Source organism: Lysinibacillus sp. 1 U-2021 (assembly GCF_029916965.1).
GTDB lineage: Bacteria > Bacillota > Bacilli > Bacillales_A > Planococcaceae > Lysinibacillus > Lysinibacillus capsici.
Genome location: NZ_CP123966.1, coordinates 788,136 through 800,671, shown reverse-complemented (window position 1 = coordinate 800,671; position 12,536 = coordinate 788,136). Strand labels below are relative to the sequence as shown.

Here is a 12,536-nt window from a genome sequence, read left to right as displayed (position 1 = left end):
GATTAATTTCATGCTAAAAGTTCAAATAAAAAAGAAGCCTTCCTTTTAAGAAGACTTCTTTCACAAAGTTTTTATTGTAATAATTTCCGTCTCAACAATTTGTCCGCACCATTGCGCGGAAGACTGTCTGTAATAATCATTTCTTTAGGCACTTTATATTTAGCAAGTTTCTGTAAACAAAAGACTTTTAGTTGCTCAACAGATACCTGCTCATTTAATACGATAAATGCAATAGGTACCTGCCCCCATTGTTCATCAGGTATACCACATACACCCGCCTCTTTGACAGCTGGGTGTGTGAGTAGTACGTTTTCTATTTCTGCAGGATAAATATTTTCCCCTCCTGAAATAATTAAATCTGCCCTTCGATCAATGACGAATAAATACCCCTCTTCATCCACATAACCAATATCACCTGTATGAAGCCAGCCAGCCTTTGTTGCATTTTTTTGTGCAAAACGTCCAATATAGCCTGGTGTGACATGAGGACCTCGAATGCAAATTTCCCCTTCACCTTTAGCATTTGGCTCAGCAATCATTATTTGATTAAAAAATAAAGGCTTTCCTGCAGAACCAATTTTCCGCATAGCATCTTCACTTGCCAATGTGGCTGTTTGTGAGGAGGTTTCTGTCATCCCATACGTTTGTGCGACAGCTAAATTTAACGCATGTGCTCTCGCTAAATAATCAACGGGAACAGGTCCACCTCCAGCTAACATTAACTTAAAATAAGATGACGCTTTCACATTGCGTTGCTCTAGCGTATGTAGAATTCGTTCCAAGGTCACCGCTACAACAGACATATGGGTGACATCCCCATCCATAATATTTTGTGCGATAGCTTCCACATCAAATTGCTCATATAAAAAGATTTGATTTCCATATAGCAGTGAACGCACTAAAATGGAGAACCCACTAATATGGAATAAAGGGACCGCGCATAGCCAAACGTCCTGAGCCTGTAGCCCAATATTTAAAACGGAGGCAGTGGCACTAGCCTGATGATTGCCAACTGTTTGGCGAACCCCTTTTGGGAAGCCGGTTGTACCAGACGTATACATAATAGTTGTTGTTTGATGAAGAGGCCATTCCTTGACAATATCTACTGCACCCTCTGCACTCTTTTCAATTGCTGAAAATAAATGATAGGTTGTTTCAGATGGTAGCTTTTCTACATCCTCATCGGCAACTAATACCGCTACAGCCTCTGAATCCTCTAGCTGATAAGCCAGCTCATCCTGTGATAGTCTACGATTAAGCATCACCATTTCACATTGCAGATGCATGCAGGCATACATCATGATTACAAGTTCAGGCTTACTTGGCCCCATAATAGCAATTCGATCACCCTGTTGAATACCAAGTGTTACTAATTGTCGAGCACGTTTTATCGATTCATCATTCAATTCTTGAAAAGTCCAGCTTTGCTTTTTAAAGGTAAGTGCCTTGCGCAATGGTGTTAAATAAGCTCTTTGTAAAATCCAGTTAGGATACATCTTTGTCACTCCAATCACCCTACATCTTAACGCTTTCCCATCTAGTTTGTCTATTATCCATGTAGTATCTAGCTTTTTAGTGAATACCTCTAGCCTTCACCTCTTGAGTTCTATCCGCTACTTTGAGAGTTTTATCCACCGCTTAGCCGCTTCTATCCCCTATTTTTATCTTCAATCTTGTTCAAGACATATAAAAAGCTCGTATCTCCAAAAGATACGAGCTTTAAACCCTATACTAATCAAGGGAATCTTGGGAATTGACCGAAATCTGGTTGACGTTTTTCTTTGAATGCATCGCGGCCTTCTTTTGCTTCATCAGTTGTGTAGTAAAGAAGTGTAGCGTCTCCTGCCATTTGTTGAAGACCTGCTAAACCATCTGTATCTGCATTCATCGCTGCTTTTAAGAAGCGTAGTGCAGTTGGTGACATTTGAAGCATTTCTTCACACCATTGAACTGTCTCATCTTCCAATTGCGCATAAGGCACAACTGTATTGACTAAGCCCATATCAAGTGCTTGTTGTGCATCGTATTGACGGCATAGGTACCAAATTTCACGTGCCTTTTTATGACCAATAATACGAGCAAGATAGCCTGAGCCATAACCAGCATCGAATGAACCCACTTTTGGTCCAGTTTGTCCAAAGCGAGCATTGTCAGCTGCAATTGTTAAGTCACAGACAACATGTAAAACGTGACCTCCACCAATTGCGTAGCCAGCTACCATTGCTACTACAGGTTTTGGAATTACACGGATTAAACGTTGTAAATCAAGAACGTTTAGACGTGGAATTTCATCTTCTCCTACGTAGCCACCGTGACCGCGAACTTTTTGGTCTCCGCCTGAGCAGAAAGCATGTTCACCTTCACCAGTTAGAATAATAACACCGATATTTTTATCATCGCGTGCACGTGAGAATGCGTCAATCATTTCCATTACCGTTTTTGGGCGGAATGCATTACGCACTTCTGGACGGTTAATCGTAATTTTTGCGATACCGTTATAGAACTCATACTTAATGTCTTCATAAGTATGTAATGTTGTCCATTGACGTGTCATTGAATTGCCTCCTATATCATTAAATTCGTCTCGTTTCTAGCGAGGCGCTAACGTAATCGTTTATTACGTTAAATACTCCTCTACTATTGTAGCAAACTCAGCGGGATTTTCCACATGAATTGCATGTCCAGCGTCATTTACTGTTAAATGCTTAACAGTATTTAATAGCGCTTTCATTTCTAGTGCAATTTTACAAAATTTCTCATCCAATGAACCTGTAATTAACAGGACAGGTATTTCTAGTTGCGACAATCTATCCCAATTTGAAGGTTGAACGCCTGTCCCGATACCTCTCAAGCTACCAGCAAGTCCCTCTTCTTTCTGTGATAGTCGCTCTTCTCGAATAGTTTCTCTTACAGTTTTAGGTAGACGTTGCTGTGAAGCAAAAAGCGGTATACTTTCCCAAGCATTGACAAAGGACAGTACACCATTCGTCATTATTTTTTGCGCTAGTGCTTCATCTCGCTTACAACGTTCATTTTGCTCTTCCATTGTTCGCAAGCCAGGAGATGCACTTTCTAAAATGAGCTGATGGATACGAGTTGGATACGAAATGGCATAGGATAAAGCGATTCTTCCACCCATTGAATAGCCCAACAGCGTAAATTTCTCTAAATGAAGCTGACAAAATAGTTCTTCTAAATCCTGTAATTGCTCCTCCATAGAAAAACGCTGTACGTGCTGTGGAATAGCTGTTTGACCATGTCCGATTAAATCAACGGCAATAACACGCACATGAGGTAGAGCTTGTGCTAGATTATGCCATGTTGCTGAGCTACCAGTAAATCCATGTAAGGCAACGACTGTATATTCACCGTTTTCATTCCATATATCGACATGGGTTTCAAGACCACGAATCATCCACTTTGTCATGCTTTTAACTCCGCATTAATTCGATTCCATAGACCTCGATGTGCATTTACATTCTCGGTTCTATCTGTAAATATTTCAACTAATCGTAAAGAATGGTTTTTACATGTTGAAAATTTCTCAGAAAGCTCAGAAATTGTTTCCACACGTACATAGTCCATATCATACATATGTGCAATGTCACGGAATTCAAGAGCTGTTGGTGTGCCAAATAAATCCTCATAGTGATCTTCAACAGTTGACTGTGGTAAATAAGAAAAAATACCACCACCATCATTATTCATCACAATAATCGTTAAGTTACATTCCTGATATCTGGAAGCAATGAGTCCATTCACATCATGTAAAAAGGCTAAATCACCAATCAGTAAATAACTTTCTCGATTATTTCCCTGACTGAAACCGATTGCTGTTGATACGACACCATCAATCCCGTTTGTTCCTCGATTGGCAAAAACACGTAAATCTTTCGGTGTAGCCAATAAAAATGTATCAATATCTCGCACTGGCATACTACTGCTAACGAAAATATCACTACCGTCAGGAATCATTTTGAGTAAACGACTGACTATAGCCCCTTCATCTTTTTCTACCTCTGCGTATTGTTCAATAAACATAGAAGCAAGCTGATTTGCTTTTTGCCATTCGGCTAAGTAGGTTTCCTCGATAGCCGTTTCAGTGATAGCCAATTCTGTTAGCCATTGATCGACATTCGCATGAATAAAATGCGTAGAAATGCCTGTAGCATCTCTAAACATAGGGTCTTCATCGATAATCACATACGCATTTGGACGTGACTTTGTAATAAATTGCATCATAAACTTCGAAACTGGTTGTGCCCCTATTCGGATTACTGTATCTGGTTGCACCAGTGCTTTGAAGTCATCACTCTTCATAATGGCATCATAGGTTGACACGATATATGGTAAACAATCCTCTGGTACGGATGTACGCATATTCGATAAACTTTCAACAATGACAGGCCACTTCAGCTGACGTACAAATTCCCAAACAATGGATAATTCTGTACCAAGAGCTAACTCACCAATGATCATAAAGCCTCTTTTAGTTGATTGTATAATAGAGGTTAGTTCCTGTTGATCCACGCGTGTTGGGGTTAATTGTCCCATACTGCTGTGCTTAAATGTCACTGCTGGTAGCTCCTGCTGTAAATCAATTAATAGTGGTTCACGGAAAGGTACATTAATATGGACTGGTCCAAAAGGTGCGCTCGTGGCAATGGCTACCGCACGAGCAAGATGACGCTCAATAAAGGGCAATGTTGGTTCAGCACCATCTGCTAACGGAAAATCAACACTCCACTTCACATGTGAACCATATAAATTGGGTTGGTTGATAGCCTGTGGAGCGCCTACCTCACGCAATTCATGTGGGCGATCAGCTGTTATAATGATTAATGGTACACGTGCATAGCTTGCCTCCACAATCGCAGGAAAATAGTTAGCTGCTGCTGTACCAGATGTACATAAAAGAACCACAGGCTTAGTAGTTGCCTTAGCAAGCCCTAGCGCAAAGAATGCTGCTGAGCGCTCGTCTACCTGCCGATACATTTTTACTTGTTTAGTAGAAGCAACCGCATAAGCAAGCGGTGTTGAACGTGAGCCTGGACTAACGACAACATTCTCTACACCAGCTTGCACTAGCGATGCGACCATTTTATAAACATAATCTGTTAGTATTTTTCGTTCACTCATGTAATTGTCCCCCTAGCGCACGAAGCATTGGACGGAATTTTACTAATGTTTCTTCATATTCAGATTGCGGTTCTGAATCTGCGACGATTCCACCGCCTGCATATAAATAAGCTTTATCATTTAGTAAGGCTGCTGAACGTATGGCAACTGCAAATTCACCGTTACCCTCTGCATCTAACCAGCCTATTGGCGCTGCATACAGTCCCCGATTCATCGGCTCATATTTACGGATGGCTGCCAATGCTTCTTTGCGTGGTACACCACCTAAAGCGGGTGTTGGATGTAATGATTTAGTCAATTGTAAGATTGTTGCATCCTGATTTAACTGACCTTCAACAGGCGTATACAGATGTTGAATATCTCGTATTTTTAACAAGCGTGGTCTATCTGGCACCGTCATGTCCACACAATTTTTACGGAATGTTTCCGCAATCATATCCACAACATACTGATGTTCTCCGCCATTTTTAGGGTCATTTAATAAACTTTGTCCAAAAGCCTCATCTTCCTCTGCAGTCTTACCTCGTTTAATTGAGCCAGCAACACAAGAAGAAAAGGCTCGACCATCTTCTACCTTCACAAGTCGTTCAGGTGATGCTCCGAAAAATAATAAATGTCTATGCTCTAAACCAAATAAATAGCTTTCTGGTTGTTCATGAATAATTTGAGAAAGTACTTGTGGTGCGGATACATACTCTTTAAATTGCAAAGCAAGTGATCGTGCAATGACCACTTTATCTGCCTTTTTCTGTTTAATTAATGCTGTCACTTGATCGATTGAGGCTAAATAAGGCTCTTTATATGGTTCAAAATAACTTGTGATTTCAGGTTTTGTATACGTTTTCACTTCTTTAACCTGAGCTGCATGGATTAAATGATCGCGCTCTTTTCTTAGCGCTTCGAACTGATCCTCAGCCTGTTGGTCTTGTGTCAAAAGGTGAATACTTACGTATGCTTTATCATCGCGTATCACCAGTTGAAACGTTGCTAATGCAAAATAAGCCTCTGGGAAATCCGTCCATTCCCCATCTACATTATTTTGAGGATCAAATGTAAAACCGCCAAACAAAATTGGTTGTAACGCTTGTTGACCTTTTGGACAGTTTTTCGTTATGTTTTTCCATTCCGCTTCAACTGCATCAAAGCGGTTTTCTTTAGCGTTGTTTTGAATAGTATGAGCATGTCCTAGCCCAACTAATGTCATTGTTTTTTCTCTATTTTGCCAATAAAATCGTTCACCTTTATAACATTCCTCGCCAGCTGCATAGAACGCCAGTGCAGATAGGCGACTTACTTCAATTGTTTCCATATAAAAATGAAGGCTTTGGCCCAAAGAGTCCACTTCTACTTCTGTGGCTTGGTACCACTTCTGTTGCATGAAAATTACCTCCGTTGTTGCAATGTACATAATGAATGATGGTTAAATAACACATCATATTTTAGTTGGCAACACGTTATTCGTACTGTTGCTAATTGTTCTTTTTTATTTTCAGTTCATAAATGCATGTTCTATTGTATCACTTTTTTTCATTAAACAGTATGTAATAAGCTGTGAACCTACCCATTTTCTCAATCTTCGTTTAAAATAAGAAGAGTCGACAACATTTGAAGGAGAGAAAGACCTTATGACCAAAGTCATTGAAGCTGATAGGGGTTTTAAAGTGTGGTGGCATTTAACACGTCCACATACTTTAACCGCTTCATTTGTTCCTGTATTCCTAGGAACAGCAATTGCCTTAGCAATTGAAAAAGAAACAATTGATTTTGGACTATTTTTTGCTATGCTCATTGCAAGTATGCTTATACAAGCAGCAACGAATATGTTCAATGAATATTATGATTACAAATTAGGATTAGATAACGAGCATTCCGTCGGGATTGGCGGAACGATTGTCCGTCATGGTGTACAGCCAAAAACAATTATGATGATTGCATTAAGCTTTTATGCTATTGCCATGCTTCTTGGCATTTACATATGTGCCTCAACATCTTGGTGGTTAGCTGTTGTCGGACTTGTTTGTATGCTTATTGGCTTTTTATATACAGGTGGACCATACCCAATCGCCTATTCGCCATTTGGTGAAATTGTTTCTGGCGCAGTAATGGGGATGGGCATTGTATTAATTGCCTTCTATATTCAAGCGCTTACAGTAACATTAGATGCTGTCTTGCTCTCTGTACCAAGCATGATTTTAGTCGGTGCCATTATGCTATCGAACAATATACGTGATATTGTTGGTGATACAGAGGGCGGACGAAAAACCTTAGCTATTTTGGTAGGACGTGATAATGCCATTTCCGTGTTATCAGGCTTTTTTATCGTCTCTTATTTATGGGTGATTGCTCTTGTAGCAGTTGATGGTATTACGTTTTGGGCATTAATCATCTTCCTAAGTATTCCAAAACCATTACGTGCCATTCAAATTTTCCGAGACAAAAAAGAAGCCAAAGAGGTAATGCCTGCGATGAAATATACAGCGCAAACAAATACATTCTTCGGCTTCCTATTAGGAATCGGTTTATTAATTCATTATTTCTTTTATTAAGATGCGGCAGCCTTAACGGGTTGCTGCTTTTTTTACATAGCGTCGGAAATTTTGGCTTGCAATACCATACACTTCTTCATCTGAAAAGCGTGTACGTAATGCCTCTAGTAAATTTTGCGCCTCTCCTGCATGGGCTAAGCCACTGACAGTCCTATCAATCCCATCAAAATCAGAGCCTAATCCAATATGCTCCACACCTACCAGTTTTGCTAAATGCTCCACATGCCCCACTAAATGGTCTAGTGTTGCACCCTCGCCAATAAAGAGTGGGAAATAAACTACATGGATATGTCCTCCCACCTCAACAAGTGCCTTTGCCTGGGCATCAGTTAAATTACGCGGGTGATCACATAGTGCACGTGCATTACTATGGCTTGCAATAATATGCTTTGCAAGCGGCAAGACATCCCAAAAGCTTTGCTCATTTAGATGGGACACATCAATAATAATATCGCGTTCATTTAATAATTGTATAACTTCTTTACCAAATGGCTTTAAACCAAGAGTTGCATCCTGTTCAGCACCATGGGCCACAGCATTTTCTTCATTCCACGTTAAACCTACTAATTTCACCCCTGCATCCAGGACAGCTGTTAGTTTTGTTAAATCTTCGCCAATGGCACTACAGCCCTCTAAGCTTAAAATGGCTCCTATTTCGTGGGGAGCTAATTGATCTAACTGTGCCCAATCTGTAATATGCACCATGCCTTCTGTTTGTAATACGTGAGTATGGAATGCTTCGATTTGGCGCATGACCTCAAGAAATTGTAGACTTTGTGGGATTGTTGGGTCAATAAAGATAGCGAACACTTGCGCCTCTACTTGCCCTAATTGCAATCTTTTTTGATTAGCATGTATTCGTACATCCTCAGCAAAATTAGCCGTTTCAAGAGTAGTTAATTTTAAAAGCGCATCACAATGTAAATCAATAATCTTCATATCCTCACCTCTACAGTTATTATACTGCTTCTGCGAGGAAAAACTTACTAAATTTTATCCTGTGGTGTATCAGAAGAGCCGAATTCCTCCAGCTCAATAAAATCATCTGATTTTGGTGTCGAAGAAAGAACATCTTCTTCCACTGGTCGTAAATTGTCTTCTTTCTTTTCTGCATGTTCCACACATGTCAGAGCTTGCGGCATTGCCTCTAATCGACCAATTGGAATTTCTTTACCACAGACGGTACAATTGCCATATGTACCGTCTGCCATTGCTTGAAGAGCTTCTTTTATTTCTTCAGCATTATCACCACGATGCTCATCAATAGCCATTTCTGTAAGCTGATCCGTTAAATCACTTGCATTATCAGCTGGATGATTATCATAATTCGATAATTCTGTCGCTTGAGGTCGCTCTGATTCTTCTATTCGTTGTTCTATTTCTTGTAATTCTTGCTCTAGTTGTCTTTTTAATTGTTGCATTACTTGTTGATCCACAATAATCTCCTCCTCATGCTTTCATTTTTTCCTATTTTACGATTTCTAAAACATGTCAGCATAAGGAAGACCTATTTACTTACTTGTATAAGCTATAATGGCGTCATGCAAAAATTTTGCTGCTCCTGTTTCACCACGTTCATCATAATAAGCTGTAAAGCGTTCATCAGCAATATACATTTGTGCCAGCCCTGCATGTGCCTCTTTGGAATACTCTTTCCACGTAAAGTTGAGCCAGCGTTTATGCAACTCTGCCACTTCCATCGCAATGTCACTTGTAGTATCTCCAAGTTTCATTGCCTCTGCTAAACGTTCAAACATTTGCTGTTCTAGCTGTTGCATCGCTTGATATTGTTGCTCCGTCATGTTCATAAGCTTAGCATTGGATGCATCTACTGTTTCATTCCCATATTTCTCACGGATTTCTTTGCCGTACTGCTTTTCGTTATTCTCAATTAACTTTTCTTTAAAGCCTTTAAATTTTTCTTCATTTGACATTGGTTGTTCCTCCTCAATGGATTGTATTGTTTTTTCTACTGTCTGTAAGATCGTTTCCAGCTGCTCTTTGCGTTGAAGCAAAGCAGCTCTATGTGTTTTGAGCGCCTCAGCATGCTGAAAATTTGGTGCTTGAATAATAGCCTGAATTGTCGCTAATTTCATATCTAATGCACGGTAAAATAAAATCTGCTGCAACATATCGACCTCCCATTGGCCATAAAATCGATAACCTGCCTCATTGGTCCTTGCTGGTTTCAGCAATCCAATTTCATCATAATAACGCAATGTTCTTGTACTAACACCCGATAGTTGAGCAAGCTCCTGAATGGTATATTCCATCTCATCACCTCCACTAATGCTACTGTAAGCTTTGACGCAACGTTAAGGTCAAGAGTTAAAATAAAAAAATTTAATTAAACTTAATTATACTTTCAAATCCTTTTACAAAAGTAAAAATAGCAAACTAGTAAATCACTAGTTTGCTATTGATTCGCATATTTCCCATGCCATACTATTTCTCGATAACTCTCTTTATCTGTATCACCCTCTGTATTAATAAACAGCACCTTCGCCTGTTCATTTAGGTGCAAGGCATGTTTTAATTCCTTATATTGTTCATTCGTCATTATTTCATAAAAGCAACCAAATGGCGCTGCTCCTGATTCACCAGCTATAATGCGAGTGTCTGTAGCTAAAGGATTTCCTAGAACGCGCATACCTGTTGCTGCTATTTCTTCCTCACACGAGATACTTATTTTTATGAAGGCTTTTAAGATTTGCCAAGCCTGTGGATTCGGTTCACCACAAGCAAGACCTGCCATTATAGTTTGCATCTCCCCACCAACAGTGACAAATTGATCTGTATTTTTCTTAAAGCTTTCATAATAGCAATTAGCGACATGTGGCTCAACCAAGACAAATGTAATATCCTGCTCATAGTATTGCTGTAAAAATGCTACTACTGCTCCGGCAAAGGACCCCACACCAGCTTGCAAAAATACATGTGTTGGGGCTTGCTGAATCTGTTCATCAATCTCCTGTACAAGGGTTGTATACCCCTGCATAATCCATAATGGAATTTCTTCATAGCCTTCCCACATCGTATCCTGAATCAAGACCCAGCCATTTTCTTGTGCAAGCTGTGAGGTATAACGAACAGTATCGTCATAATTCATTGTCGTAATTTCAGCAAAAGCCCCTTCACTTTTAATATGCAGTAACCGCTCAGCGGCGCTACCAGCTGGCATATATATTCTTGCTTGAAAACCCAGTTCTCTTGCAGCCCATGCCACACCCCGACCATGATTTCCATCTGTCGTTGAAATAAATGTTAGATTGCCTACTTGCGCTCTTACTTCTGGAGTTTTTAACTGTTCAAACGATAGCTCCTCTATATTCCTTCCAAGCTTATTGGCAACATATTGCGCAATTGCGTAAATACCGCCTAAAACTTTAAAGGCATTTAAACCAAATCGATAAGATTCATCTTTAATCATAATTTTTTCTACATCTATATATGAAGATAGTGCCTCAAGATGATGGAGTGGTGTCTTCTCAAATTGCTTATATGTACGCTGAAATTGACCAACCTTCCTCACTTGATCTAGTGAAAAATATGGAAGTATTGCTGTTGCTTGTTTTATATGATCTTGCTCTAAATAATGCTGATTATAAACCCACCTTAATTTTTCCTTCATCGCCATCCCCCTCAATTTATGATCACTCTCTACATCATAGTCTATCTAACTTTAAAGTACCAGGAGAGTATATATTAGGAAATAAAAAACTATACATGTATCGAACATCGATACATGTATAGTTTAAAAGAAAATTATTTAACAAAGATTTCTTGCACTTGATCTAGCATAATATTCGCAGCTAAAATGCCTCCAGCCGTATTCCAAATGACATCATCCACCTTATGTGCTTTGCCTTTTTGGACTGCTGTTAAGTTTTTCCAAAGCGGGTCTTGTGTCCATTCCTGTTCAGTTGCTAGTGCTGAATCATCGCCTGTTGGCATGTACGTGAAGTAGAAAATAACATCCCCATCCATTTGAGGGATCGCTTCTTTCCCTACTTCAATCGCTAAGTTTCCTAGTTTAGCATTATCTTTAAATAAATCTGCTTGCGCTGCAACACGTTTAAATCCTAAAGCATCAAAAATCACACCTGAGAATGAATCTGTGTAATAGATACGAGATTTATCGGCCATAAAGCGTACAAATGAAACTTCTTGGTTGGTTTGTTCTCCAAGTTCTTCTTTCAGAGCTTGTAACTTATCTTCGTAAGCTTTTAGAACTTCTTCACCTTTTGTTTCTTGATTTACTGCTTTAGCGTATAATTTAAAATTCTCTTTCCAGTCACCACGTAATGTATCAGAAAACACAGTTGGAGCAATTTTGCTAAGTTTAGCATAATCTTTTTCTTGTCGTAATTTATTGCCAATGATTAAATCTGGCTTTAAAGAAGCAATTTTTTCGATATTTATTTCATGTTCAATACCGACAACCTCTACACCTTCCATTTGATCCTTGATGTGATCATACCATGGATCGCCTGTCCAAGATTGAACAGCACCTACTGGTTTAATACCTAGAGCTAATAATGCTTCTGTTCCTTCATTAGTTAAAACAACGATACGTTTTGGTGTGTCTTTTACTTCAGTTGTCCCCATTGCATGGTCAACACTGTAAGCATTGCTTTCTTTTGTACTTTCTTCTTTGGCATTATCTTTAGAAGTACCGCATGCTGCCAGAACAAAAATAGCAACCACAGCTAGTAAAACTAATAGTTTTGGAAAAGCTTTTTGCACCTTTTCTTCCTCCAATGTATATGATAAAATGTTTAAGCATATTTGACGAGAATGAAAATCACTTTCATCTGTCTAAGAACGATATTAATCGTATTGTATGTAACT

At 39.3% G+C, this 12,536-nt stretch carries 11 protein-coding genes; 1 reads left to right on the top strand and 10 read right to left on the bottom strand.

Translation table 11 applies throughout. The features are described 5' to 3' along the window. Positions 1–71: 71 nt before the first annotated feature. The 5 genes from QH639_RS04255 to QH639_RS04235 form a co-directional block, all read right to left on the bottom strand. Positions 72–1,496, bottom strand: a complete 1,425-nt coding sequence (locus QH639_RS04255) for an o-succinylbenzoate--CoA ligase (protein ID WP_131521421.1) — start codon at positions 1,494–1,496, stop codon at positions 72–74. Positions 1,497–1,735: 239 nt separating this feature from the next. Beyond that, a complete protein-coding gene (gene menB / locus QH639_RS04250) occupies positions 1,736–2,554 on the bottom strand; it encodes a 1,4-dihydroxy-2-naphthoyl-CoA synthase (protein ID WP_004225917.1) in 819 nt (272 codons plus the stop codon). Positions 2,555–2,617: 63 nt separating this feature from the next. After that, positions 2,618–3,427, bottom strand: a complete 810-nt coding sequence (gene menH / locus QH639_RS04245; RefSeq protein WP_131521254.1) for a 2-succinyl-6-hydroxy-2,4-cyclohexadiene-1-carboxylate synthase — start codon at positions 3,425–3,427, stop codon at positions 2,618–2,620. Beyond that, positions 3,424–5,139: a 2-succinyl-5-enolpyruvyl-6-hydroxy-3-cyclohexene-1-carboxylic-acid synthase gene (gene menD, locus QH639_RS04240; protein WP_281115672.1), complete on the bottom strand. Its 1,716-nt coding sequence runs from the start codon at positions 5,137–5,139 to the stop codon at positions 3,424–3,426. Before menD ends, menH begins: the two co-directional genes overlap by 4 nt. After that, on the bottom strand, positions 5,132–6,517 hold the full coding sequence (locus QH639_RS04235; protein ID WP_237898524.1) for an isochorismate synthase: 1,386 nt from the start codon (positions 6,515–6,517) through the stop codon (positions 5,132–5,134). Before QH639_RS04235 ends, menD begins: the two co-directional genes overlap by 8 nt. Positions 6,518–6,764: 247 nt before the next feature. On the opposite strand from QH639_RS04235, the gene QH639_RS04230 reads away from it, so the two are divergent. Beyond that, positions 6,765–7,685, top strand: coding sequence for a 1,4-dihydroxy-2-naphthoate polyprenyltransferase (locus QH639_RS04230; RefSeq protein ID WP_016992515.1), 921 nt, complete (start codon positions 6,765–6,767; stop codon positions 7,683–7,685). 12 nt (positions 7,686–7,697) lie between these two features. Here QH639_RS04230 and QH639_RS04225 read toward each other — a convergent pair whose 3' ends face one another. The 5 genes from QH639_RS04225 to QH639_RS04205 form a co-directional block, all read right to left on the bottom strand. Next, on the bottom strand, positions 7,698–8,624 hold the full coding sequence (locus tag QH639_RS04225; protein WP_281115671.1) for a dipeptidase: 927 nt from the start codon (positions 8,622–8,624) through the stop codon (positions 7,698–7,700). A gap of 47 nt (positions 8,625–8,671) precedes the next feature. Then, positions 8,672–9,121 carry a TraR/DksA C4-type zinc finger protein gene (locus QH639_RS04220; RefSeq protein WP_131521250.1) on the bottom strand — a complete coding sequence of 150 codons (450 nt, stop codon included), beginning with the start codon at positions 9,119–9,121 and terminating at the stop codon, positions 8,672–8,674. Positions 9,122–9,196: 75 nt separating this feature from the next. Then, a complete protein-coding gene (locus QH639_RS04215) occupies positions 9,197–9,958 on the bottom strand; it encodes a MerR family transcriptional regulator (protein WP_103118696.1) in 762 nt (253 codons plus the stop codon). A gap of 143 nt (positions 9,959–10,101) precedes the next feature. Continuing rightward, complete coding sequence (locus QH639_RS04210) at positions 10,102–11,316, bottom strand: diaminopropionate ammonia-lyase (RefSeq protein WP_237898529.1); 1,215 nt, start codon at positions 11,314–11,316, stop codon at positions 10,102–10,104. A 134-nt stretch (positions 11,317–11,450) separates the two neighbouring features. Further along, complete coding sequence (locus QH639_RS04205; RefSeq protein WP_131521249.1) at positions 11,451–12,431, bottom strand: ABC transporter substrate-binding protein; 981 nt, start codon at positions 12,429–12,431, stop codon at positions 11,451–11,453. Between the last annotated feature and the right edge of the window lie 105 nt (positions 12,432–12,536).